Source organism: Microbacterium oleivorans (assembly GCF_001644225.1).
Taxonomy (GTDB): Bacteria; Actinomycetota; Actinomycetes; order Actinomycetales; family Microbacteriaceae; genus Microbacterium; species Microbacterium gawkjiense.
Window position 1 is genome coordinate 391,240 of the sequence record NZ_LSTV01000002.1, and the last position, 24,803, is coordinate 416,042.

Sequence of the window (24,803 nt, forward strand, 5' to 3'; positions counted from 1 at the left end):
TCAGTCCGCGCCGAAGTCGAACGAGGCGGACTCGCCGGCCTCGTCGAAGGCCTCGGCGAGACCCTCGCGCTGCTCGTCGAAGGGCTGCGCGTGACCCGTGATGGCCGCCGCGCCGCCGCGCTCGAGGTCGCCCACGAGCTCGCCGGTCGCACCGCCGATGAGGCCGAGCGACACGAAGTGCTCGAGGCGGGCGCGCGAGTCGGCGATGTCGAGGTTGCGCATCGTCAGCTGGCCGATGCGGTCGGTCGGGCCGAAGGCGGCGTCGCCGACGCGCTCCATCGAGAGCTTCTCGGGCGAGTACGACAGGTTGCGGCTCTCGGTGTTCAGGATCGTGTAGTCCTCGCCGCGGCGCAGACGCAGGGTCACGGTGCCGCTGATCGCGGACCCGACCCAGCGCTGGATCGACTCGCGCAGCATGAACGACTGCGGCTCGAGCCAGCGGCCCTCGTACATGAGCCGACCGAGACGCCGGCCCTGCTCGTGGTACGTGGCGAGGGTGTCCTCGTTGAGGATGCCGTTCACCAGGCGCTCGTACGCGATGAACAGCAGCGCCATGCCCGGGGCCTCGTAGATGCCGCGGGACTTCGCCTCAATGATGCGGTTCTCGATCTGGTCGCTCATGCCGAGGCCGTGGCGCCCGCCGATCGCATTCGCCTCCATGACCAGGGCCACGGCATCCGCGTACTCGACGCCGTCGATCGCGACGGGGCGGCCCGCCTCGAACGTGATCGACACGTCCTCGGTCGCGATCTCGACCTCGGGGTCCCAGAAGCGGACGCCCATGATCGGCTCGACGATCTCGAGCGACACGTCGAGGTGCTCGAGCGTCTTCGCCTCGTGGGTCGCGCCCCAGATGTTCGCGTCGGTGGAGTACGCCTTCTCGACCGAGTCGCGGTACGGGAACCCGTGTGCGACGAGCCACTCGCTCATCTCGGTGCGGCCGCCGAGCTCGGTGACGAAGTCGGCATCCAGCCACGGCTTGTAGATGCGCAGGGCCGGGTTCGCCAGCAGGCCGTAGCGGTAGAACCGCTCGATGTCGTTGCCCTTGTAGGTGGAGCCGTCGCCCCAGATGTCGACGCCGTCCTCCTTCATGGCGCGGACGAGCATCGTGCCCGTCACGGCGCGGCCGATCGGCGTCGTGTTGAAGTAGGTGCGTCCGCCGGAGCGGATGTGGAACGCGCCGCACGAGAGGGCGACGAGGCCCTCTTCGACCATCATCGGCTTGCAGTCGATGAGGCGGGAACCCTCGGCGCCGTACTGCAGGGCACGGCCGGGGATCGACGCGATGTCGTCCTCGTCGTACTGGCCGAGGTCGCCGGTGTAGGTGAACGGGACGGCGCCCTTGTCGCGCATCCAGGCGACCGCGACCGAGGTGTCGAGACCCCCCGAGAAGGCGATGCCGACGCGCTCGCCGACGGGCAGGGACTGGAGGACCTTCGACATGGCCTCCATCCTATCGAGCGGGCGGTCCGGCCCCCGGCGCGGTTACGCGCGGGCGGTGCGGCGGAGATCCGGGCGACACGCGGGGGAACGGATGCCGGGCCGCGGCGTGTCGGCGAGGATCTCCGCCGTTCGGCACCGACTCCGGGATGTGAATGCTCACATGGCACGGACCCTGCCGCTCGCCGCCCCGGCAGGTCGAGCCCCGCCCGGGCGCCGCGTTACCGGAATGTTATCGCTCACAATCTAGCGCCGCGAGAAATGTGAAGGCTAACATTCGAGCATCCGAAGGCCAGGGCGGCCCGGAACACCGGCGGTGAGCCGGACCCGAACAAGGAGGTTTTGGGATGAAGAAGAGCGTTTTCGCGGCAGCAGCCATGCTGGGGGCATTCGCGCTGGTCGCAACAGGCTGCGCCGGCGGCGCGGCTCCCGGAGCCGGGGGCAACGGGGGCGGCGGCGGTGACGACGTCATCAAGGTCGGGTTCGCACAGACCGGATCCGAGTCGGGCTGGCGCGCCGCCAACACCGAGTCGATGAAGAAGGCCTTCTCGGCGGAGAACGGCTTCGAGCTGATCTTCAACGCGGCCGACAACAAGCAGGAGGCGCAGATCTCCGCCGTCCGCAACTTCATCAACCAGGGTGTCGACGCCATCGTCATCGCCCCCATCACGGTCGACGGCTGGGACGACGTCCTGAAGGAAGCCAAGGATGCCGGCATCCCGGTCATCCTCGAGGACCGGACCGTCTCGGCCAGCGAGGACCTCTACGCCTCGTGGGTCGGCCTCGACTTCGAGCAGGAGGGTCGCACCGCCGGCGAGTGGGTCAAGGAGAACTTCGACGGCAAGGGCGCGAACCTCGTGGTCCTCGAGGGCACGACCGGCTCGTCGGCCGCCCTCGACCGGGCAACCGGCTTCAACGAGGCCATCGACGGTACGGACATCAACGTGCTCGACTCGCAGACCGGTGACTTCACCCGCGACGGCGGCAAGAAGGTCATGGAGGGCTACCTCCAGAAGTACGGCAAGGACATCAACGTCCTGTTCGCGCACAACGACGACATGGGCCTGGGTGCGCTCGACGCCATCAAGGCGGCCGGTCTGACCCCGGGCAAGGACATCCAGATCGTCACCATCGACGCGGTGAAGGACGGCATGACCGCCCTCGCGAACGGCGAGTTCAACTTCATCGTCGAGTGCAACCCGCTCCTCGGTGACAAGGCCGCCGAGCTCGTCAAGGCCGTCGTCGCCGGCGATGAGGTCGAGAAGCGCACGATCGTCGAGGACCAGTCGTTCACGCAGGAGCAGGCCGCCGAGGTCCTCGACTCCCGCCCCTACTGATCGACTGACCCCCCACGGTCCGTACGGATCACCGAACCACCGCCGGGGACCGGATTCCGGTCCCCGGCGGTCACCACGGAAAGGTGCGCCTCATGGTCGATGTCGCAGCCACGCCGGAGTCCCCGGCCACCGCCCCGCAGCACGACGAGGTCGTGCGGATGCGGGACGTCACCATCCGGTTCCCCGGGGTGCTCGCCCTGGACCGGGTCGACCTGACGCTGCGCGCCGGCGAGGTCCACACCCTGATGGGTGAGAACGGCGCCGGGAAGTCGACGCTCATCAAGGCGCTCACGGGCGTGTACGCCATAGACGGCGGGACGATCGAGGTGGCCGGCGAGCAGCGGGTCTTCCGCTCGACGGCCGACGCCGAGGCATCCGGGATCTCCACGGTGTACCAGGAGGTCAACCTCTGCACCAACCTGTCGGTCGGCGAGAACGTCATGCTCGGCCGCGAGGTGCGCCGGGCGGGCTTCATCGACTGGCGGGCGACCCACCGCGAGGCGACGCGGTACCTCGCCGCCCTCGGCCTCGACATCGACCCGCGCTCGGCGCTCGCATCGCACTCCATCGCGGTGCAGCAGCTCGTCGCCATCAGCCGGGCGACGGTCGCCGATGCCCGTGTGCTCGTGCTCGACGAGCCCACCTCGAGCCTCGACCGCAGCGAGGTCGAGCAGTTGTTCGCCGTCGTCCGCGGTCTCCGCGACCGCGGCGTCGCCATCCTCTTCGTCACGCACTTCCTCGACCAGGTCTACGAGATCTCCGACCGGCTCACGGTGCTGCGCAACGGCCAGCTGGTGGGGGAGTACCTGCCGGCCGAGCTGCCGCGGGGCGAACTCATCGCCAAGATGATCGGCCGGCAGCTCGACGAGCTCGAGGCCCTCTCGCGCTCGGCCGAGCGCGAGATCGACCGCACCGCGACGCCCGTCCTGCGGGTCGCGGGCCTGGGCCGCAAGAACGTCATCGAACCCGTCGACATGGAGGTCTACGAGGGCGAGGTCGTCGGCATCGCGGGTCTGCTCGGCTCGGGACGCAGCGAACTCGTCCGCCTCGTCTACGGCGCCGACCGCGCCGACGCGGGCACCCACGAAGTGCGGGGGGATGCCGCACGCATCACCAACCCGCGGAACGCCATCGACAAGCGCATCGCGTTCTCGAGCGAGGACCGTCGCGCCGAGGGCATCATCGCCGACCTGACCGTCGCCGAGAACATCGTCCTCGGTATCCAGGCCAAGCGCGGAGCGATGCGCCCGATCGGCCGTGCCGAGCGCGACGCCATCGTGTCGGAGTACATCTCGGCGCTCGGGGTCCGCCCCGCCGATCCGAACGCACTCGTGCGCAACCTCTCGGGCGGCAACCAGCAGAAGGTGCTGCTCGCGCGCTGGCTCGCCACCGCGCCGCAGCTCATCATCCTCGACGAGCCGACGCGCGGCATCGACGTCGGCGCGAAGGCCGACATCCAGCGCAAGGTCGCTGAGCTCTCGGCGGAGGGCCTCTCGGTCGTCTTCATCTCCTCGGAGCTCGAGGAGGTCATTCGCATCGCGCAGCGCATCGTGGTGCTGCGCGACCGTTCTAAGATCGGCGAACTGGACGCCACCGACGTGACCGTCGACGACCTGGTCGCCCTCATCGCGCAAGAGTCCGGCGAGACGACGACGTCCCGCCTCAACCCGGAGACAGCGGCATGAACCCGACACTCAAGCGCTTCCTGGCGCACCGCCTCGTCTGGCCGATCGCGGCACTGCTCGTGCTCGTGATCATCAACACGATCGCGCGGCCTTCGTTCATCTCGATCACGGTGCAGAACGGTCAGCTCTACGGGCCGCTCATCGACATCCTGCGCAACAGCGCACCGCTCATGCTCGTCGCGCTCGGCATGACGCTCGTCATCGCGACGCGCGGCATCGACCTCTCGGTCGGCGCGATCATGGCGGTCTCGGGCGCGGTGGCCCTCACCTTCATCTCGTCGTCGCCGGCACCCGAGGACCTCTCGACGGTGCTCATCGCTATCGCGCTCGCCGTCGGGGTCGCCCTCGTGCTGGGTGTCTGGAACGGCTTCCTCGTCGCCGTCGTCGGGGTGCAGCCGATCATCGCGACCCTCGTGCTCATGCTCGCCGGCCGCGGCGTCGCCCTCCTCATCACGGGCGGCTTCATCACGACGATCACGAGCGCGCCGTACCGCTTCATGGCGCAGGGGTACCTCGTCGGTCTGCCGTTCGCGTTCTACGTCTCGATCGTTGCGATCGTGATCGTCGCCGTCCTGCAGCGGCGCACCGCGCTCGGCGTCCTCACCGAGGCCGTCGGCATCAACCCCGAGGCCAGCCGCCTCGCCGGCGTCCGCTCGCGCGGAATCGTTTGGGGCGCGTACGCGGCGAGCGGTCTGCTCGCCGGGTTCGCCGGCATCCTCTACTCGTCCAACATCATGGCGGCCGACGCCAACGCGGCGGGCCTCTACATCGAGCTCGACGCGATCCTCGCGGTCGTCCTCGGCGGCACGAGCCTCATGGGCGGCAAGTTCACGATCGCCGGCACCGTCGTCGGCGTCTTCACGATCCAGACCCTCAAGTCCACGATCACCTTCCTCGGGGTGCCGCCGGCGGTCAGCCCGCTGTTCCTCGCCATCGTGGTCGTGATCGTCGTCCTCGTGCAGTCCCCGCGCACGCGGTCCCTCTTCGCCAAGGGAGCCGATGCCGTCCGGGGCGGCACCCGTCGCACCGTGGAGGTGGCCTCGTGAGCGCGATCACCGCAGACCTCGGACGCACCGGCGGCTTCGCCGACACGGTCCAGCGCTTCCGCAGCCGGCACGCCTCGTGGGTGCCCGTCTTCGCGGCAGTCGTCATCCTCGTCGCGATGCTCATCGGGGCGCAGGCGTACTTCGGCAACTTCGTCACCCCGCGCGTGCTGTCGGCGCTGCTGCTCGACAACGCGTACCTGCTGATCCTCGCCGTCGGTATGACCTTCGTCATCCTCACGGGCGGCATCGACCTGTCGGTCGGCGCCGTGATGGCCTTCACCGGGATGCTGGGTGCCAGCATGCTGAGCCAGGGGATGCCGGTGGCCCTCGTCATCCCGGTCATGCTGGTCCTCGGCGCCCTCATGGGTCTGTTCGTCGGCGTGCTCGTGCAGTACTTCGGGGTGCAGCCGTTCATCGCCTCGCTCGCGGCCATGTTCGCGGCGCGCGGTCTCGCGTTCATGGTGAGCCTGTCGTCGATCCGCGTCGAGGAGCCCGCCATCCTGTGGCTGCAGTCGACCCGCATGCAGGGCGGACCGGGCAGCTTCTACCTGACCCCGACCGGCATCCTGGCGCTGCTGGTCGTGCTCGCCGGCATCCTGATCCTGCAGTTCACCCGCTTCGGACGCACGATCTACGCGATCGGCGGCAACGAGCAGTCCGCGCGCCTCATGGGTCTGCCCGTCGTGCGCACGAAGCTGCTCGCGTACGTCATCAGCGGGGTGTGCGCGGGACTCGCGGGCGTCGTCTTCACGGCGTACACCGGGGCCTCCTACCCGTTGAACGGCATCGGTACCGAGCTCGACACCATCGCCGCGGTGGTGATCGGCGGCACGCTGCTCACGGGCGGCAGCGGATTCGTGCTCGGATCGATGATCGGCGTGTTCGTCTACGGCACCATCAAGACGGTCATCTCCTTCCTCGGAGTCGACCAGTCGTGGACCCGCATCACGATCGGTGCACTGCTGCTCGTCTTCGTCGTCGTGCAGCGCCTGCTCGTGGCGCGGACCGCGCGAACGTCGCGGTGACGCTCGGGGGGAGCTCACCGCGGGCATGATGGTCCGTATGGATGCGCGCGAAGCAGCGGTCGCGCCGGTCGTCGAAGTGACCGGCGCGACCGTTCGCTTCGGCTCCGAGACGGTGCTCGACGCCGTCGACTTCCGTCTGCTGCCCGGCGAGGTCCACTCCCTGATGGGTGAGAACGGCGCCGGCAAGTCGACGCTCATCAAGGCGATCACGGGTGCGCTGCGACCGGATGCCGGGACGATCCGCGTCGGCGGCGAGCCAGTGCACTTCGTCTCGCCCGCCGATGCGCTCGCCGCGGGGATCAGCGCCGTTTATCAGGAGATCGACCTGCTGCCGAACCTGTCGGTCGGCGAGAACGTGCTGCTGGGGCGTGAGAGCAGGCGGTTCGGGGCGATCGACTGGCGCGAGACGCACCGCCGCGCAGGCGAGATCCTCGAGGGACTGGGGCTCGACATCGACCCCCGCACGCGACTATCGCGGCACTCCCTGGCGATCCAGCAGCTCGTCGCGATCGCGCGGGCCATCTCGGTCGACGCCCGTGTCGTGGTGCTCGACGAGCCGACCTCGAGCCTCGACCTCGACGAGGTCGCCGAGCTCTTCCGCGTCATCCGCGAACTGACCTCCCGCGGTGTCGCGGTGCTGTTCGTCTCGCACTTCCTCGACCAGGTCTACGAGATCTGCGACCGCATCACGGTGCTCCGCGGCGGCCGGCGCATCGGCGAGTACGTGCCGACCGAGCTCTTGCGCATCGACCTCGTCGAGAAGATGCTCGGACGCGGGGCCGACGAGCTCGACGTCCACCAGCGAGAGGATGCCGCGGCATCCTCTCCCGTCGCCCTCGCCGGACGCGGCCTCGCCTCGGGGACGGGGCTGACCTCGGCGACCCTGGCGATCGGCGAGGGCGAGGTCGTGGGTCTTGCGGGGCTCCTGGGTTCGGGGCGGTCCGAACTGGCGCGCGCGCTGACCGGGGTGGATCGACCGGATGCCGGCGAGATCGAGGTCCGCGGTGCGCCCGCCGTGCTCGCGACGCCGCGACGGGCGATCGGGCAGGGGATCGTCTACTCGTCCGAGAATCGGCGCACCGAGGGGATCATCGGCGAGCTCAGCGTGCAGGACAACATCACCCTCGCGCTGCAGGCCGATCGCGGCATCCTGCACCGGCTCACCCGCGCCCGCCGGCGCGAGCTCGCGGTGAGCTGGATCGAGGCGCTCGACATCCGTCCCGCCGATCCGGACCGGCCGGCGGGGACCCTGTCAGGCGGCAACCAGCAGAAGGTGCTGCTCGCGCGGCTGCTCGCCCTCTCGCCCCGGGTGCTCGTGCTCGACGAGCCGACCCGCGGCATCGACGTCGGCGCGAAGGTCGAGATCCAGCGGCTCGTCGCCGACCTCGCCGACAACGGCCTGTCGGTGCTGTTCATCTCGGCCGAGCTCGAGGAGGTGCTGCGGGTCTCGAACCGGATCGCGATCATGCGCGGGGGCCAACTCGTCGACACGATCCCCGCCGATTCGCTCACCGTCGACTCGCTGCTGGCGCTCGTGGCCCGACCTGAGGACGAGTCGTGAGCGACGAGCGCGGCGCGAAGTCCGCCAACATCTTCGACGTCGCGCGCCTCGCCGGCGTCTCGCACCAGACCGTCTCGCGGGTGCTCAACGACCTGCCGAACGTCCGGCCCGCCACCCGCGCGCGGGTCGAGCAGGCGATGGCGCAGCTGCGCTACAGCCCGTCGCCGGCCGCGCGTGCCCTCGTCACGAAGCGCACCCGCACGATCGGTCTGATCACGCCGGGGACGGCGGACTTCGGGCCCACCTCGATCGCGATGCACTTCAACGTCGCGGCGCGCGTGGAGCGGTACTCCGTCGACTCGGTGACCGCGCCCGACACGGATGCCGCCAGCATCCGCTCGGTCGTCGAAGGGCTCCTCCGGCAGCGCGTCGACGCGATCGTCCTCGTCGTGACCGACCTCGGCGTCCTCGAGGTCGTGCGCGGGCTCGACCTCGGTGTGCCGATGGTCGCCGCCGCCGCGACGCAGCGCCGGCATCCGCAGCTCGTGTCGATCGATCAGTACCGCGGCGCGCGGTCGGCCGTGCGTCACCTCGCCGAGCTGGGGCACCGCCGCATCCTCCACATCGCCGGTCCCGTCCGCAATCCGGATGCCGTCGAGCGCATCCGCGGCTGGCGCGACGAGCTCGCGGCCCGCCAGCTGGCGGTGGTGGAGCCGCGCCACGGCGACTGGACCGCGGCCAGTGGGGCCGAGATCGGGCGGTCGCTGGACCTCGCCCCCGGTGACGCGGTCTTCGCGGGCAACGACCACATGGCGATCGGTCTGCTCTCGGCGCTGCGTGCCCGCGGGCTGCGCGTTCCCGACGACGTCGCCGTCGTGGGGTTCGACGACGTGCCCGAGGCCGCCTACCTGTCGCCGCCGCTCACGACCGTGCGGCAGGACTTCCGTGCCCTCGGCGAGCTCATGATGCAGAAGGTGCTCCTCGCCGTCGAGGAGCCCGACGGACTCACCGAGGACACCCCGCTCCCGACCCACCTGATCGTCCGCGAGTCCTCGCGGCCGGCGGAGTGATCCCGGAGGCCCACCGATGAGCGTCGAGGAACTGATGGCGATCGTCCGCGAGGAGTCCCTCGATGCGCCCGTCCTGTACGGCGTGGGCGACGTGCACATGAACGCGGTGCTGCTCACGCGCACGGATGCGCTGTGGCAGGCGTGGGTGTCGGACGAGCGCGGCGGTGTCATGGGACGCACGCTGCAGACCTTCGACACGGAGTCCGCGGCGCTCGAGTACGTCCTCGTCAAGCTGCGGGAGGTCACTCCGCTGCGCCGCACGCTCGCCGCCTGGCGCAGCTGACGCGCGCGACCGCCCTCGGAATGATCCGGGGGTCAGACCGTGACGGCGGTGCGCGCCCCGCGAGCGCGCAGGCGCCCGACGGCGACGACGATCGTGCCGACGACGACGAAGGTGACGGCGATCCCGGCGACGTAGGCCCAGACACCGCCCCACCCGGCGACCCCGTTCGGGTTCAGGAACGGGTAGGGGTACCAGAACGCGACGCCGCGCACGGGGTCGAGGACGAACGGTCCGCGGATCAGGGTGTAGACAATCCAGACGATCGGGACGGCGAGGATGACGGCGACCGCGCGCCACCGCAATGCGCGGTGCGTGGGGGCGACGAGCAGGTCGATCACGAGGAACAGCGGCGCGACGACGTGGAGGATCTCGTTCGCCCAGGCGACGTGGTCATCGGCCGTGGGCAGCCCGCGCAGCAGCAGGTTGTAGACCACGCCGGTGATCACGAGGTAGGTGGTCGCGCCGGCGAGGGCGACCGCGATGCCCCGGGGTTCGCGGTCTTCGTGGGGCGGACGCATCCAGAACCAGACCACCGCGGCGAGCAGTGCCAGCACGGCGATGAGGTTCGACAGGATCGTGAAGAAGCTGAAGAAGTTCGCGATCGTGGTCGCGACGTCACGGTCGGCGGAGATGGCGGCGCGCACCGTCGTGACGAACTGACCGACGAGGGCGGTCATGATCACGGCGGCCGCGAGGAGCCGGATGGCCGACCACACCGTCGGCCACGTTCGGGTACGCATGACCGAACCCTAGCGCGCGGCCCGGCGATGCGGGCCGCGCGCAACGGGAGAGGTCAGCCCTTGGCGACGGGGACGACGAGGCCGCCCCAGGTCTCGTTCTCGAAGTCCGCGGTCTCCTGCGAGGTCAGCAGCTCGTAGAGCTTCTGCACGCGGGCGTCGTCCTTCAGCTCGGGGCGCGTCGCGAGGACGTTGTAGTACGGGCTGTCCCCGCCCTCGAGCAGGATCGCCTTGTCGCTCGTGAGGCCGGCGGGCAGGGCGAACGAGATGGTGACGAAGGCGGCATCCACATCGGGCAGCGCCTGCGGCAGCGTCGCGTTCTCGATCTCGCGGAACTCGAAGTCCTTCGGGTTGGCGGTGATGCCGCTCAGGTCGACGACGTCGTCGGTGACCTCGATGAGGCCCTCGGATGCCAGCAGCTTCAGCGCGCGTCCCTCGTTGGTCGGGTCGTTGGGGATCGCGATGCTCGCGCCGTCGGCGAGCTCGTCGAGGCTCGACACCTTGTCGGAGTAGAACGCGGCGCTCGGCAGGTAGGCCTCGCCGACGCTCACGAGCTCGCCGCCGGCCTGCTCGTTGAAGGTCTGGAGGAAGGTCGCGTTCTGGAAGAGGTTCGCGTCGATCGACCCGTCGGCCAGCGCGGTGTTGGGCGTGTTGTAGTCGGTGAAGGGCACGAACTCGATGTTCAGCCCCGCCTCCTTGGCGCTGGTCTCGGCGATGTGGTTCAGGATGTCGCCGGCCGGCGTCTGCAGCGCGCCGACCTTGAGCGTGCCGAGGCCGTCGCCGTCGCCCTCACCACCGGCGGAGGGCGTCGAGGCGCAGCCGCTGAGCAGGAGCGCGGTGGCGGCGGCGGTGGCCAGGAGGGCGGAACGGAGGGTGCGGGACATCGTGATGCCTTTCGTCGGTGGTGCGGGGGACCGGCGTCGGGACGGCCGGAGGAGGGAGGGGCGGATCAGACGGTGGATACCGCGGCGACGCTCGCGCTGCGGCGGGTGCTGCGTCGGCCGAGGCGCCGGGCGCCCCAGGCGGCGAGGCTCTGCAGCACCATCACGATCGCGAAGATGATGACGATGACCGCGACGATGTGGATCCAGCTGTACTGCTGATAGCCGTAGCGGATCGCGACGTCGCCGAGTCCGCCGCCGGCGACCGTGCCGACCATCGCCGAGAAGTTGATGATCGAGGTCACGGTGGTCGAGAGGCCGAGGAGGGCGGCGGGGGCCGCTTCGGGCAGCAGGACCTTGGTGACGAGCTGCCACCGGCTCGCCCCGAGCGACGAGGCGACTTCGAGCAGGCCAGGGTCGACCTCTTTCACCGCGATCTCGACCATGCGGGCGAAGAACGGGATGGCGACGGCCGACAGCGGGACGATGGCCGCGGTCGATCCGATGAAGGTGCCCACGAGGGCGCGCGTGACGGGGATGAGGGCGACCATCAGGATGATGAACGGCACCGACCGGCCGAAGTTGACGATGAAGTCGAGCGCCCGGTTGATGGCGACGCCCGCAGCGCGCGACCCGAACGGACGCTCGAGGAACCGGCCCGCCTCGGTGCCGACGAGCACGACGCCGAGCGGCAGCCCGACGACGATCGTGACGAGCAGGGCCACGCCGACCATGTAGAGCGTCTCGCCGGTGGCCTTGAGCAGGACGTCGATCAGCTGCTGGTTCATGCGGCCACCCCCTGGAGGACCTCGATGAGCAGGCCTTGGGCACGGAGGTCCGCGATGACGGCCGCGGCGACGTGGCCGGGCACCTCGAGGCGGGTGCGGCCGGCCTGGGTTCCGGCGATGCGCTCGACGACGGCGCCGAGGATCGACACGTCGGCGTCGTGATCGCGTGCGAGCCGTGCGATGACGGGCCGGTCGGCGGTGCCGCCCGCAAAGGTGATGTCGATGACCGTCGCGTCGGCGGGTACGCCGTCGGGCACGGGTCCGAGCGGGAACAGCTGCGAGGTGAGGCGGGAGCCGGGCGTGCGGATGACGTCGACGAGGCGCCCCTGCTCGACGACGCGGCCCTGCTCGAGGAGTGCGGCCGAGTGGCAGGTGGACTTCACGACGTCCATCTCGTGCGTGATGAGGAGGACCGTGAGTCCGAGCTCCTCGTTGATGCGGCGGTACAGCTCGAGGATCGAGTCCGTCGTCTCGGGGTCGAGGGCGCTGGTCGCCTCGTCCGAGAGCAGCACGCTCGGCCGCGAGGCGAGGGCGCGGGCGATGCCGACGCGCTGCTGCTGACCGCCCGACAGCTCGTGGATCGACGCGTCGCCGCGGTGGCCGAGGCCGACGAGGTCGAGCATCTCCTGCGCGCGGTCGCGACGGGCGGCGCGGGAGCCGCCGTCGAGCTCGAGGGCGAGCTCGACGTTGCCGCGCACGGTGCGGCTGCTGAGCAGGTTGAACCGCTGGAAGACCATGCCGATCCGGCGGCGGGCCGCACGCAGCTCCGTCTCGCCCAGTGCCGTGAGCTCGACGTCGTCCACGGTCACGGTGCCGCGGTCGGGCCGTTCGAGGAGGTTGACGATCCGCGCGAGGGTGCTCTTGCCGGCGCCGCTCTGACCGACGATGCCGAACACCTCGCCGGTGGGGATGGTCAACGAGACGTCGTCCACGGCGGGGACACCGCCGTAGTGCTTCGAGACCCGATCGAGCGCGATCAACGGCCGTCCTCTCGGATGGTGGGGGTGGGGGGAACGATGGCGCGGTGTCCGCGCGCAGTCCCCTCGATGCAACCCAATCCGTGCCGACGACGACAAATCGTGTGACGCCGCGTTGCGGGGAGGATGCCGCGGCTCGGGCCGCGGACCCGGCCCGATAGGATGGGGTGTAACCGTCCGATAACGGGGGAGAGCCCATGCCAGGCATCGTGATCGTCGGCGTTCAATGGGGAGACGAGGGCAAGGGCAAAGCCACCGACCTCCTGGGTGAGCGCACCGACTGGGTCGTCAAGTTCAACGGCGGCAACAACGCCGGCCACACCGTGGTGATCGGCGACGAGAAGTACGCCCTGCACCTGCTGCCCAGCGGCATCCTGTCGCCGGGCGTCAACGCCGTCATCGGCAACGGCGTCGTCATCGACCTCGAGGTGCTCTTCGCCGAGCTCGGCGCCCTGCAGGCCCGCGGCGTCGACGTCTCGCGCCTGAAGGTGAGCGCCAACGCGCACATCATCACGCAGTACCACCGCACGCTCGACAAGGTCACCGAGCGCTTCCTCGGCAAGCGCATGATCGGCACGACCGGTCGCGGCATCGGCCCGACCTACGCCGACAAGATCAACCGCACCGGCATCCGGGTGCAGGACCTGTTCGACGAGAACATCCTGCGCCAGAAGGTCGAGGGCGCCCTCGACCAGAAGAACCACCTGCTGGTGAAGGTCTTCAACCGCCGCGCCATCACCGTCGACGAGGTCGTCGACGACCTGCTCTCGTACGCCGAGCGCGTGCGGCCCATGGTGTGCGACACCGGTCTGCTGCTGAGCGACGCGCTCGATGCCGGCGACGTCGTGGTCTTCGAGGGCGGCCAGGCGACGATGCTCGACATCGACCACGGCACGTACCCGTTCGTCACCTCGTCGTCCGCGACCGCGGGCGGCGCCTCGACCGGATCGGGCGTCGGGCCGAACCGCCTCGACCGCATCGTCGGCATCGTGAAGGCGTACACGACGCGGGTCGGCTCGGGTCCGTTCCCGACCGAGCTGTTCGACGAGGACGGCGACTTCCTGCGCTCGCGCGGGTTCGAGTTCGGCACGACGACCGGCCGGCCGCGCCGCGTCGGCTGGTACGACGCCCCGATCACGCGCTACGCGACGCGGATCAACGGCATCACCGACCTCGTGCTCACCAAGCTCGACATCCTCACGGGCCTGAAGGAGATCCCCGTCTGCGTCGCCTACGACGTCGACGGACAGCGTTTCGACGAGGTGCCGGTCAATCAGACCGACTTCCACCACGCGACGCCGATCCTCGAGAACTTCCCCGGCTGGAGCGAGGACATCTCGACCGCCCGCACCTTCGAGGACCTGCCGCAGACCGCACAGGACTACGTGCTCGCCCTCGAGAAGATGAGCGGCACGCGCATCTCGGTCATCGGCGTCGGGCCCGCGCGTGACGCGGTCATCGTGCGCCACGACCTGCTCGACTGACCCGTGCGGTTCCTGCTCGGCGGGTACTCCGCCGACATGGGCGGGTCGGCGACGGGCATCGGACTGCTGGATGCCGGGAGCGCCGCATCCCCGTTGGCGAGCGGCCCCCTCGGCTTCGGCGGCGACGTCGTCGCGGCCGAGTCGTCGTCGTGGATCGCGCGGCACCCGTCCCTCGACGTCGTCTACGCGACGCTCGAGGGCCGCGGCACCGTTCGCGCCTACCGTCAGACGGGGGAGCGCTCGTTCGCTCCGCTCGGACCCGAGGTGGCCGTGGGCGAGAACCCCTGCCACGTGCTCGCGATCGAGGACGCGCTGATCGTCTCCTGCTACGGCGACGGCGCGGTGGTGCGCGTCGCGCTCGCGGCCGACGGGCGACCCGGGGCCGCCCGCGCGTGGACGGCCGTCGCCGAGGGCGGACCGGCATCCGATCTCACCGCGGCGGCCCGCGCGCTGCGTGCCGCCGCCGGCGCGGAGTACGCCCACCTCATCCCGCACGCCGACGACGAGACGGATGCGGCCACCCCGAGCACCGGTCGGCCGTCGCACGCGCACCAGGCGGCCGTGCTGCCCGGCGGGCTTATCGCGACGACGGACCTCGGCCTCGATCTCGTGCGCTTCTGGCGCGGCGGTCGTGAGGTGCAGCGCCTCGCCCTGCCGACCGGCACCGGCCCGCGCCACCTGCGGGCGCACCCGAGCGGCCATCTGTACGTCGTGACGGAGTACTCGGGCGAGGTGTTCGCGCTCGCGGCGGATGCCGCCGGCGAATGGCGCCTGGTGGGCGGGGCGCAGCTCGGCGCGTTCCCCGGCGACAAGGGAGCGGAACTCGCGATGTCCGCCGACGGCGTCTTCCTCTATGCGGGGCTGCGCGGCAGCGACACGATCGCGACCGTCAAGGTGCGCGGCGGCGGCGAGACCCTGCAGCCGGTCGCGCTCGCCGAGGCGGGCACGGTGTGGCCGCGTCACCACGTCGTCGCGCGCGACACGCTGCTCGTCGCGGGTGAGCGGGCCGACGAGGTCGTCTCGCTCGCGATCGAGGAGCGCACGGGCGTCCCCGGTCGCGTCCGGCACCGGACAATAGCACCGTCGCCGACGGCGCTCCTAGCCTTCTCGTCCTGACCTCCGTGCCCGGTAACGTGTCGGGGCGGAGGGGAACATGAGCGCGGGCGGGCAGACGGGCGCGAGCCGGACGGCGATCGCGCGACTGGGCGGTTTCACCGCCTTCGTCTGGATCGCGGGCCTGGTCGTGGCGGGCATCGTCGCCCTCGTCTACGCGGACGAGGGCGGCTTCGACATGGGTCCGGTCGGCGTCGACGAGGACTACGCGCGCGAGCCGTGGACGAGCCCGGACCCGATCGTCGCGGACGACCGCGGCGGCGGGGTGTACGAGGGTTCCGACGGCGCGGTCATCCGTCTCAGCGGTCTCGACGTCGACGCCCCCGTCGTCCTGACGCCCGAGGACTCGACCTACCTCGGCGGTGTCCGGGTCACAGGCCCCGGCGGCCGGATCGTGACCCAGGGCGAATACGGCGAGCCGCCGCGCTTCTTCTCCCTCGCCGACGGCCGCGTCGTCGTGCTCGTCGAGCAGCCCGACGTCGAGCTGTGGGTCGACGGATTCCGCGACGAGACGTGGCGCGCGCGGGTGACCACGGGCGGGCTCGGGTGGACGAACGACGTCGCCTCCGGGTTCGAGTCCGCCGTCTTCACCCACGCCGGCGAGGCGTCGACCGCGCGGTTGAGCGCGCGCGGCGAGGGGAGCATCGCGATCCAGATCGTGACGCCCCACGGCAGCGAGAGGACCTTCGACGGCGAGGCGCCCCTCGACCAATCGATCGCGTGGCCCGACGCGCCGCTCGTCGTCTTCTCGGTCGAGTCCTGGGACGACGTGGGCTGGAAGCTGGAGTTCCCACCGACGCCGTCACCGTCACCGTCACCGTCGCCCGGGGCGACGCCGTGAGTACCGCGGATGCCCGGATCCGGCGCTTCTCGACCGTCACCTGGCTGGCGGGGTCGGCCGTCGCGGTCGTGCTCGCCTTCGTCCTCGTGCCCTTCGTCGGGGTCAACCCGCGGACGGGGGACCTCGTCCTCACCGACCCGAACCGCTACGAGTACGAACCGTGGGACGACCCCGACGCACAGGAGGTGCAGCTCGACGGCGATGAGCTGAGCGGCACGGCCGCGAGCGGCTTCGTGGAGCTGCCGCCGGGCGACGACGTCTGGGTCGTCGGGCCGCTCACGAGCGGCACGGACGACTACCTGAACGTCTACCAGCAGGTCGACGCCGCCGTGGGTCTCGACGACGAACGCCCCGACTACATCGGCCTGGTGAGCGAGAGCCGGAAGATCGCCGTCGTGTCGGCCGCGACGGGCGGCCGGCTCTGGTTCGCGCCGCGCCTCACCGACTGGACCGCGAGCGTGAGTCGAGAGACGCCGACACCCATCGAGGGCGGGTCCGCGACGGGCGACGGTCCGGCGTTGCTGTCGTACGACGGCGACGCGCTGAGTGCCCGCTTCGCCTTCGAGGGGGACGGCTTCTTCACCGTGGATGCCGCCTTCCCGGGCGAGATCATCGACCTCGTGAAGGGCGTCGACGACGTCGACACCCGCGCATCCTGGCCCGCGCAGGGGCGCGTGATCCTGCGGGTCGACACCGACGAGGGCGCCGGGCGATGGACGATCACGCTGGACGAACCGGCATCCGACACACCATGACCACCGAACGAAAGGGACGGACGTGACCTTCGACGCCACGCTGGACGCCGCCTTCAAGGCGCGATTGCCGCTGCTGTACCTCGAGACCGGCGAAGAGGTCCGCGCGATCGCCGCGATCACCGACGCCGCCCACGCGCAGCGCAACCGCCGCGCGGTGTGGACGTGGACTTCGGCGCTCGGGCTCATCGGCCCCGACGGCAAAAGCGTCTCGAACACGACGAACCCCGCCCGCGCGCTGCAGCACGCCGCCGGCGTGACCGACCCGAGCGTGTTCATCTTCTGCGACCTGCACGCCTACTTCGGCGGCGAGCACCGGCAGGGCGATCCGGCGATCGTGCGTACGGTGCGCGAGACTGCCCTCGAGTTCCGCCACGGTGACGTCTCGCGCACGCTCGTCATCACGGCGCCCGTGCGGGTGATTCCGCCCGAGCTCGACGAGCTCACGCACCTGTTCGACTTCCCCCTGCCGACGGCCGACGAGATCCGCGACCTGCTCGACACGATGATCGACAACAACGCCCGCGAGATCCGCGTCGCCGCCGATGACGCGGCCCGCGAGGCTCTCGTCCAGGCGGCGCTCGGACTCACGATGGCCGAAGCCGAGAACGCCTTCGCGCGCGCGATGGTCAACGACGGACGCCTCAGCGCAGACGACATCGGGGTCGTTCTCGACGAGAAGCGCCAGGTGGTGCGCAAGTCCGGGGTGCTGGAGTTCGTCACCGGGAACATCGACCTCGACGACGTCGGCGGTCTGAACAACCTCAAGCGCTGGCTCGAGCGCCGCAACGGATCATGGTTGCCGAGCGCCCACGAGTACGGCCTGCCCGCCCCCAAGGGCGTGCTCATCACGGGTGTGCCGGGCTGCGGCAAGTCGCTGACGGCGAAGGCGACGGCGGCCTCGTGGGGGCTGCCGCTGCTGCGCCTCGACATCGGACGCATCTTCTCGGGTCTCGTCGGCTCGAGCGAGCAGAACCTCCGCACCGCGATCGCGACCGCCGAAGCGGTGGCCCCCTGCATCCTGTGGGTCGACGAGATCGAAAAGGGGTTCTCGAACACGACGGGGCAGGGCGACTCGGGGACGACGGCCCGCGTGTTCGGGACCTTCCTGACGTGGATGCAGGAGAAGCGGCATCCGGTCTTCGTCGTCGCGACGGCCAACAACATCGACGCCCTGCCGCCGGAGTTCATGCGCAAGGGCCGGTTCGACGAGATCTTCTTCGTCGACCTGCCCACGGCCGTCGAGCGCGAGGCGATCTGGTCGCTGCAGCTCGCCGCCCACGCGACGCCCGCGAACGGCCTGCGCGCGGTCGCCGAGGACCGGGGTGCCGTCTCGTCGCTCGTCGCGGCGAGCGAGAACCACTCGGGCGCCGAGATCGAGCAGGCCGTCGTCGCCGCCCTGTACGAGGGGTTCGGTGGCCGCCAGGCGATCACGGCGGACGTCGTGAACCGGGTCGTCGAGACGATGATCCCCCTCGCGGTGACTCAGGCCGAAGAGGTCCAGCGCATCCGCGCCTGGGCCGCGCAGCGCGCCGTCCGCGCGACCGGGGCCGAAGACCTCGATGCGCACGACACCCCCGCGGGCGGGGACGATGCCGACGGCATCCTGTCGTCGCGTCGCGGCGGCCGGACCGTGGACTACTGAGGAGGACCGGGATGAAGAAGCTCGTCGTGCAGCTGCGGGCCGACGGATCGGTCGCGGCCGAGACGTTCGGCATGACCGGGCCCGAGTGCCTCGACTACATCGAGCAGCTCGAAGCGCTGCTCGACGCCGAGACGGCCTCGTCGCAGTTCACCGAGGACTACACGCGGGTCGCCGCCACGGCCGAGGACGAGCTGCGGCAGGAGGACCGGGGCCGATGACCCTCGTCGAATCCCGCGGCGTCGGCGGGCGGGCGAGCCTGCTCGGCACGACGCCGCCCCCGCCTGGGGAGCCGGAGCTGCGCTGGTCGAGGTTCGTGCCCGCGACGGCGGCGGAGGGTCCGGGTGTGCGGGCGGCGGTCTGGGTGCAGGGCTGCGCCGTGCGCTGCCCCGGGTGCTTCAACCCGCACCTCTGGGCGACACGCGGCGCCCGCTTGGGCGATCCGGCCGAACGGGCCGCGGAATGGGTGGATGCCGCCGTCGCGGCCGGCGCGGAGGGGATCACGCTCCTCGGCGGCGAGCCTTTCGACCAGGCCGACGCGCTCGCCGTCGTCGCCGAGGCGTTCCGCGACGCCGGCCTCGGCGTCATGGCATTCTCGGGCTACACGTTCGAGCGGCTGCAGGAGTGGAGCCGGGACCGCCCGGACATCGCGCGCCTGCTCGCGGCGACCGACCTGCTGTGCGACGGGCCCTACCTCGCCGACCTCCCCGACACGCGGCGGCCGTGGATCGGGTCGCGCAACCAGGCGATCCGCGCCCTCACCCCGCGCTACGCGGCCGAGGTCGAGCGGATCGCGCGCGACGGCGGCGGTGACGCCCTCGAAGTGCGCATCGCCGCCGACGGCACCGTCGCCGTGAACGGGTGGGCGACGGATGCGGCGCTCGCCGCCCTGCTGGACGATCTGGGTGTGCGCGGCGACCGCGCGGCATCCCTCAGGAAGGAACCCTCCCGATGAGCATCTCGTTGATCCTCGTCCCCGCCGCCCTCGCCGCCGCGGCCGCCCTCGGCGGCACCGGTGTGCTCGGGGCGGTCGCGCAGAACCGGGACGCGACGACCGAGCCGGGGGCGCCGCCCGCGGCCGTGCCGATCGCGGTGCAGACGCGGATGAAGGATGCGAACCTGCTCGCGGCGGCCCTCGCCGACCTCGGCGCCACCGACGCGTCGCTGGTCGACGGCGAGCTGACCGCGACGATCGACGGGCTCGAGCTCGTGATGTCCCGCACCGAGGGCGACGTCTGGGGCGCGCACCTGTCGCGCCTCGACGGGCACGAGGTGACCGAGGCGGACGCGGCCGAGCTCATGACGCGACTGGATGCCGCCTACGCGCGGCACGTGCAGCAGGCGGTCGCCGAGCGCATCCGCGCCCGCGCCGATCAGGCCGGGTTCGAGCTCGTCTCCGAGACCCGCGACCAGGACGACACCGTCACGATGGTGCTGAACGTGCGGGAGCACGCGTGAGCAGTTCGACGCGCGAAGCGGTGCCCGGCTGGGGCTGGATGCTGGGTGTCAGCGCGTGGCTTCTGCCGGTGTTCTTCGGCCCCGGCTTCGCGTGGATCGGCTTCCTCATCGTCGGCGCCGTCTCGCAGCGGGGGGCCGCGTACGTCGCCGCCCTCGTGAGCGGCGTCCTCGGATTCACGATCGGTGTCGAGGTCTGGGGCGGCTTCACCGACATCGTCGCCGCGATCGTCCATCTCGCCGGCATCGTGGTCGCGCTCGCCCTCAACCCGGCGTGGCTGCGGACCCTGTGGGAGCGTCGCGTCGCGGGGAAGGACAAGAACCGACCCGCCGTGTGGCGGCGCGCGGCGGAGCCCGTCGCGGCGGCATCCGCTCGTCCGACGCGGAGCAGTCGCCGGGGCTCGAAGCGGGCGTCGAAGCCTGCGCCCGAGCGCGAGACGACCCGCACCGCGGAGGCCGTGGGGGCGACGTCGGCGGATCTGCTGCAGCCGCGGGAGGCGGTCGAGCCGGTGGACGTGCAGACCGCGTCCGCGGACGAGCTCGCCGAGCTGCCCGGGATGAACCGGAGCAAGGCGCGCCGGGCCGTGCGGGCGCGGACGAAGGAGGGCGGGTTCGTGTCGCTCGAGCAGTTCGGCGAGACGGCGGGGCTGCAGCCGCACGAGATCGTCCGGCTGCGAGCGGCGGCGACGTGCTCGCCGAGGCCGCGGGGAGAGCGGCGCTTCGGTCGACGCGTCGACCTCTGACACGTTCCCGGTAAACGTTGCATTCCGCCGGGCAAGGGCGGGAGGATCGGGGAATGGCCGCCTCCCCCCTCGAGCCGCTCGACCCGGCATCCCTTCCGCCGCGCGTCGACGTGAGCGACAACTCCGTCGCCCTCGCCGCCGTGCAGGCGGTCATCGACGCCGGCCCGTACGACGCGACGTGGGAATCGCTGCGCGCCTACGAGCCGCCGCTCTGGTACCGCGACGCGAAGTTCGGGATCTTCATCCACTGGGGCATCCCGTCGGTGCCCGCGCAGGGCGAGTGGTACTCGCGGACGATGTACCTCGAGGCCGACCGGGCGTTCGCCCATCACCGCGAGACCTACGGCCCGCACCGCGAGTTCGGGTACAAGGACTTCATCCCCTCGTTCACGATGGACCGGTTCGACCCGGCCGAATGGGCGGAGCTGTTCCGCCGCGCGGGTGCGCAGTTCGTCGTGCCCGTCGCCGAGCACCACGACGGCTTCGCGATGTACGACACCGCCCGTTCGCGGTGGAGTGCGGCGCAGATGGGTCCGCGCCGCGACGTCTTCGGCGACCTGATGACCGCTGTCGACGACACCTGGATGGTGCGTGGCGCCTCGTCGCACCGGGCCGAGCACTGGTTCTTCATGAACGGCGGGATGCGGTTCGACTCCGACGTCCGCGATGCGCGCTTCTCGGACTTCTACGGTCCCGCGCAGCGCGAGGAGACCGCCCCCAACGAGCTGTTCCTCGAGGACTGGTTGCTGCGGACAGTGGAGATCATCGACCGGTACCGGCCGCAGGTGCTGTGGTTCGACTGGTGGCTCGAGCAGCCCGCGTTCGAGCCGTACATCCGGCAGCTCGCGGCGTACTACTACAACCGCGGTCACGAGTGGGGCCGCGGCGTCGTCATCAACTACAAGTGGACGGCGTTCGCCGAGGGGACCGCGGTCTACGACATCGAACGCGGCGCGATGGGCGGCATCCGTCCCGACGTGTGGCAGAACGACAGCTCGGTGGGCAAGACGTCGTGGGGGTGGATCGAGGACCACGACTACAAGAGCCTCGACGACCTGGTCGGCGAACTCGTCGACGTCGTCGCGAAGAACGGCAACCTGCTGCTGAACATCGGGCCGAAGGCCGACGGCACGATCGCCGATCACGAGCGGGAGCTGCTCGAGGGGATCGGCGACTGGCTGACGGTCAACGGCGAGGCGATCTTCGGGTCGCGGCCGTGGCTGATCCCCGGCGAGGGGCCGACCGAGGTGGTCGCAGGGTCGATGATCGACGACGGCTTCGCGCCTTACACGTCCGAGGACGTGCGCTTCACGACGCGCGCCGACGTCACCGGCGACTACGTCTACGCGACCGTGCTGCGGTGGCCCGAGGACGGCGTCGCGACGATCCGCTCGTGGGGTCGGGGGAGCGGCCTGCTGGGTCGGCGCATCCGCGAGCTGACGGTGCTCGGCGCCGGCGCGGCGGCGTGGTCGCAGGACGTCGACGCGCTGCGCGTCACCCTGCCCGAGACGCCGACGTCCGAGGTCGGTGCGGTCGTGAAGGTGTGGCTCGAGCCCGAGCACGTCCCGGCGCGCAAGGACTTCCTGCACGGCTGAGCCGCTGCGCCGCCCGCGATACGCTCGACGCCGGAGGAATGATGACCGACCCGAACGCCCAGCTGCAGACCCTGCGATCCAGCATCGACAACATCGACGCCGCCCTCGTCTTCATGCTCGCCGAGCGATTCCGCTGCACGAAGCAGGTCGGCGTCCTCAAGGCCGAGCACGGGATGCCGGCATCCGATCCCTCCCGTGAGGAGCAGCAGACCGCGCGCCTGCGCCGCCTCGCCCTCGAAGCCGACCTCGACCCCGAGTTCGCTGAGAAGTGGTTCAACTTCGTCGTCGCCGAGGTCATCCGCCACCACACCGAGGCCGCCGAGGAGCGCTGAACCCCAGCTGCGCCGCCGGCGTTCACGGATGCAATGGATCCGGAGCGACACGCCGGTGAATGAACGGATGCCGCGGCGCGCCGCGCGGCATCCGTGGCATCCCGTGACAGCGCGCGTCAGACCGGCCGCACCCGCAACCAGCGGAACCCGTGCGCCGGCAGCTCGAGCCCGCCCGACAGGTCGACATCCTCGCCGGTGACGACGTCGGTGGCGTCGGCCCGGAACCCCGAGAGGGTGTCGGCCTCGACGACGACCGCGTCGTCGCCGACGTTCGCGAGCACGAGCACGACGCCCCCGCCGATGCGCTGGAAGCCGACGACCGACGGATGCGGCGTGTGGAACGGCGTCAGCGGGATGTCCGCGAACTCCGGCGTCCGCCGCCGCGCCTCGATCAGCGCCGTCAGCCGGGCGTGGATGCGGCCCGCCACCGTCGACGGATCGTGGCGCGCCGCGAACGCGGCCGAGTCGGCCGCCGGTCGGTGCACCCACCGGCTGTCGCCCGCGTGGGCGGGGTCGTCGCGGTAGCCGTAGTCGTTCAGCTGTCCCAGCTCGTCACCGAGGTAGAGCAGGGGGATGCCGCCGGTCGACAGCGCGAGCGCATGCGCGAGGATGACGCGATCCTCGCCGCCGGGGTCGCCCGCCTCGACGCCGGCGAGCGACGCCGTCGTCCCGGTCACCCGGGCGTCGCCGGTCTTCGGGTTCTCCTGGAAGGGCACCCCGCGCGAGAACGTGCCGGGGAAGCGGCCCACGTAGAAGTCGTTGAGGAACCGGCGGTGGGAATAGCCGTCGATGCCGAGGGCCGCGGCATCCTCGTCGGCGAAGGTCCAGCCGATGTCGTCGTGACTGCGGACGTAGTTCACCCACGCGGTGCCGGCGGGCAGGGCGTGACGCTCGTCCAGCGCCTTCTGCAGGAGGCGGCCGTCGCGGGTCGCGAGCGCTTCCCACCCGAGGGCCATCTGCAGCGGGTTGTACGAGAGCTGGCACTCGTCGGTCGAGATGTAGGTGATGACCTCGTCGGGGTGCACGATCGCCTCGGACTTGAACAGCACCGACGGAGCGCCCAGCGACAGCACCTGGTTGAAGGCGCGCAGCAGCAGGTGAGCCTCGGGCAGCGACTCGCACGTCGTGCCGAGCCGCTTCCAGATGAAGGCGACGGCATCCATCCGCAGCACCTCGACGCCCTGGTTCGCGAGGAACAGCATCTCGCCCGCCATCGCGCGGAACACCGCCGGGTTCGCATAGTTGAGGTCCCACTGGAAGTGGTAGAACGTCGCCCAGATCCACCGCCCGTCATCGAGCTGCACGAACGCCCCCGGGTGGTCGTCGGGGAAGATCTCGCGGACGGTCTCCTCGTACCGGTCGGGCATCGTCCGGTCGGGGAAGATCAGGTAGAAGTCCTCGTACCCCGGCTCGCCCGCGACCGCCTTCTGCGCCCACTCGTGCTCGTTGCTCGTGTGATTGAAGATGAAGTCGACGACGAGCGAGATCCCGGCCTCGCGCAGGTCGGCGGCGAGCTCGGCGAGGTCGTCCATCGTGCCGAGCTTCTCGTCGACGGCGCGGTAGCTCGACACCGCGTACCCGCCGTCGTTGTTGCCTTCGGGCGAGGCGAACAGCGGCATGAGGTGCAGATAGGTGAGCCCGAGTTCGCGGAAGTAGGGGATGCGATCCCGGATGCCGCGGAGCGACCCCGCGTACCGGTCGACGTAGCAGACACCGCCCAGCATCCGCTCCGACAGGTACCACTCCGGGTCGGCCGTGCGCCGGCGGTCGAGCGCCTTCAGGTCGTCGGGCCGGTCGCGCCAGCTCGCGGCGGCCGATGCGACGACGGCGGCCAGCGCCTCGCGGCCGTCCTCGCGCTCGCCGTAGAGCTGCAGGAACAGGTCGTGCAGCACGGGCAGGGACTCCTGCAGGCGGGCGTCGAAGGCCGCATCCGGTCCGCCGAGTTCGGCCCTGACCGCAGCCCTCGCGGCCTCGAAGTCGGTCGTCGGATCGGGGCTCAGACGTGCCATGGTGCTCCCAGCGTCGGGTCGGTGTTCCGCATCGTAGCGCGGCCGGGGACCGCGAGTGCGATCCCCG

The 24,803-nt window shown here is 70.9% G+C and carries 24 protein-coding genes; 18 read left to right on the forward strand and 6 right to left on the reverse strand.

Features of this window, described 5'->3' with window-relative positions; all coding sequences use genetic code 11:
* Positions 1–1,443 carry an argininosuccinate synthase gene (gene argG, locus AYL44_RS08560; protein WP_064002922.1) on the reverse strand — a complete coding sequence of 481 codons (1,443 nt, stop codon included), beginning with the start codon at positions 1,441–1,443 and terminating at the stop codon, positions 1–3.
* Between the two features lie 344 nt (positions 1,444–1,787).
* Between argG and AYL44_RS08565 the strand changes: the two genes are divergently transcribed.
* The 7 genes from AYL44_RS08565 (at position 1,788) to AYL44_RS08595 (ending at position 9,387) form a co-directional block, all read left to right on the forward strand.
* Positions 1,788–2,777: an ABC transporter substrate-binding protein gene (locus tag AYL44_RS08565; protein ID WP_064002847.1), complete on the forward strand. Its 990-nt coding sequence runs from the start codon at positions 1,788–1,790 to the stop codon at positions 2,775–2,777.
* A 92-nt stretch (positions 2,778–2,869) separates the two neighbouring features.
* A complete protein-coding gene (locus AYL44_RS08570) occupies positions 2,870–4,462 on the forward strand; it encodes a sugar ABC transporter ATP-binding protein (RefSeq protein ID WP_064002848.1) in 1,593 nt (530 codons plus the stop codon).
* A complete protein-coding gene (locus tag AYL44_RS08575; protein WP_064002849.1) occupies positions 4,459–5,508 on the forward strand; it encodes an ABC transporter permease in 1,050 nt (349 codons plus the stop codon). Before AYL44_RS08570 ends, AYL44_RS08575 begins: the two co-directional genes overlap by 4 nt.
* Positions 5,505–6,533, forward strand: a complete 1,029-nt coding sequence (locus tag AYL44_RS08580) for an ABC transporter permease subunit (RefSeq protein WP_064002850.1) — start codon at positions 5,505–5,507, stop codon at positions 6,531–6,533. The genes AYL44_RS08575 and AYL44_RS08580 overlap by 4 nt, the downstream gene beginning before the upstream one ends.
* A gap of 37 nt (positions 6,534–6,570) precedes the next feature.
* Positions 6,571–8,094 (forward strand): sugar ABC transporter ATP-binding protein, encoded by a 1,524-nt coding sequence (locus AYL44_RS08585; RefSeq protein ID WP_064002851.1) that lies wholly within the window; start codon positions 6,571–6,573, stop codon positions 8,092–8,094.
* A complete protein-coding gene (locus AYL44_RS08590; protein ID WP_064002852.1) occupies positions 8,091–9,104 on the forward strand; it encodes a LacI family DNA-binding transcriptional regulator in 1,014 nt (337 codons plus the stop codon). Before AYL44_RS08585 ends, AYL44_RS08590 begins: the two co-directional genes overlap by 4 nt.
* 16 nt (positions 9,105–9,120) lie before the next feature.
* Entirely contained in the window at positions 9,121–9,387 is a 267-nt protein-coding gene (locus AYL44_RS08595) for a hypothetical protein (protein WP_064002853.1), read from the forward strand.
* Positions 9,388–9,419: 32 nt separating this feature from the next.
* Here the strand turns inward: AYL44_RS08595 and AYL44_RS08600 are convergent, their stop codons facing one another.
* From AYL44_RS08600 to AYL44_RS08615, 4 genes are all read right to left on the reverse strand, one after another.
* Complete coding sequence (locus tag AYL44_RS08600; protein ID WP_064002854.1) at positions 9,420–10,127, reverse strand: Pr6Pr family membrane protein; 708 nt, start codon at positions 10,125–10,127, stop codon at positions 9,420–9,422.
* Between the two features lie 53 nt (positions 10,128–10,180).
* Positions 10,181–11,008: a MetQ/NlpA family ABC transporter substrate-binding protein gene (locus AYL44_RS08605; protein ID WP_064002855.1), complete on the reverse strand. Its 828-nt coding sequence runs from the start codon at positions 11,006–11,008 to the stop codon at positions 10,181–10,183.
* 65 nt (positions 11,009–11,073) lie between these two features.
* Positions 11,074–11,793, reverse strand: coding sequence for a methionine ABC transporter permease (locus AYL44_RS08610; protein WP_064002856.1), 720 nt, complete (start codon positions 11,791–11,793; stop codon positions 11,074–11,076).
* On the reverse strand, positions 11,790–12,773 hold the full coding sequence (locus AYL44_RS08615; protein ID WP_064002857.1) for a methionine ABC transporter ATP-binding protein: 984 nt from the start codon (positions 12,771–12,773) through the stop codon (positions 11,790–11,792). The genes AYL44_RS08610 and AYL44_RS08615 overlap by 4 nt, the downstream gene beginning before the upstream one ends.
* A gap of 194 nt (positions 12,774–12,967) precedes the next feature.
* On the opposite strand from AYL44_RS08615, the gene AYL44_RS08620 reads away from it, so the two are divergent.
* Genes AYL44_RS08620 through AYL44_RS08670 form a run of 11 tightly spaced genes read left to right on the forward strand, consistent with a single transcriptional unit; the run spans position 12,968 to position 22,727 of the window.
* Positions 12,968–14,254, forward strand: a complete 1,287-nt coding sequence (locus AYL44_RS08620; protein ID WP_064002858.1) for an adenylosuccinate synthase — start codon at positions 12,968–12,970, stop codon at positions 14,252–14,254.
* A gap of 3 nt (positions 14,255–14,257) precedes the next feature.
* Positions 14,258–15,370 carry a lactonase family protein gene (locus AYL44_RS08625; RefSeq protein ID WP_064002859.1) on the forward strand — a complete coding sequence of 371 codons (1,113 nt, stop codon included), beginning with the start codon at positions 14,258–14,260 and terminating at the stop codon, positions 15,368–15,370.
* A 37-nt stretch (positions 15,371–15,407) separates the two neighbouring features.
* Positions 15,408–16,208, forward strand: a complete 801-nt coding sequence (locus AYL44_RS08630) for a hypothetical protein (RefSeq protein ID WP_064002860.1) — start codon at positions 15,408–15,410, stop codon at positions 16,206–16,208.
* Complete coding sequence (locus tag AYL44_RS08635; protein ID WP_064002861.1) at positions 16,205–16,963, forward strand: hypothetical protein; 759 nt, start codon at positions 16,205–16,207, stop codon at positions 16,961–16,963. Before AYL44_RS08630 ends, AYL44_RS08635 begins: the two co-directional genes overlap by 4 nt.
* A gap of 22 nt (positions 16,964–16,985) precedes the next feature.
* Positions 16,986–18,605 carry an AAA family ATPase gene (locus tag AYL44_RS08640; protein ID WP_064002862.1) on the forward strand — a complete coding sequence of 540 codons (1,620 nt, stop codon included), beginning with the start codon at positions 16,986–16,988 and terminating at the stop codon, positions 18,603–18,605.
* A gap of 11 nt (positions 18,606–18,616) precedes the next feature.
* The gene (locus tag AYL44_RS08645) at positions 18,617–18,823 is read left to right on the forward strand and encodes a DUF2997 domain-containing protein (protein WP_064002863.1); all 207 of its coding nucleotides are present in this window, start codon (positions 18,617–18,619) and stop codon (positions 18,821–18,823) included.
* Positions 18,820–19,557, forward strand: coding sequence for a 4Fe-4S single cluster domain-containing protein (locus tag AYL44_RS08650; RefSeq protein WP_064002864.1), 738 nt, complete (start codon positions 18,820–18,822; stop codon positions 19,555–19,557). The genes AYL44_RS08645 and AYL44_RS08650 overlap by 4 nt, the downstream gene beginning before the upstream one ends.
* The gene (locus AYL44_RS08655) at positions 19,554–20,060 is read left to right on the forward strand and encodes a hypothetical protein (RefSeq protein ID WP_064002865.1); all 507 of its coding nucleotides are present in this window, start codon (positions 19,554–19,556) and stop codon (positions 20,058–20,060) included. The genes AYL44_RS08650 and AYL44_RS08655 overlap by 4 nt, the downstream gene beginning before the upstream one ends.
* Positions 20,057–20,800, forward strand: a complete 744-nt coding sequence (locus AYL44_RS08660; RefSeq protein ID WP_064002866.1) for a ComEA family DNA-binding protein — start codon at positions 20,057–20,059, stop codon at positions 20,798–20,800. The genes AYL44_RS08655 and AYL44_RS08660 overlap by 4 nt, the downstream gene beginning before the upstream one ends.
* A gap of 53 nt (positions 20,801–20,853) precedes the next feature.
* The gene (locus tag AYL44_RS08665; RefSeq protein WP_064002867.1) at positions 20,854–22,395 is read left to right on the forward strand and encodes an alpha-L-fucosidase; all 1,542 of its coding nucleotides are present in this window, start codon (positions 20,854–20,856) and stop codon (positions 22,393–22,395) included.
* A gap of 41 nt (positions 22,396–22,436) precedes the next feature.
* Positions 22,437–22,727: a chorismate mutase gene (locus AYL44_RS08670; RefSeq protein ID WP_064002868.1), complete on the forward strand. Its 291-nt coding sequence runs from the start codon at positions 22,437–22,439 to the stop codon at positions 22,725–22,727.
* A gap of 116 nt (positions 22,728–22,843) precedes the next feature.
* Here the strand turns inward: AYL44_RS08670 and AYL44_RS08675 are convergent, their stop codons facing one another.
* Positions 22,844–24,736, reverse strand: coding sequence for an amylosucrase (locus tag AYL44_RS08675; protein WP_064002869.1), 1,893 nt, complete (start codon positions 24,734–24,736; stop codon positions 22,844–22,846).
* Between the last annotated feature and the right edge of the window lie 67 nt (positions 24,737–24,803).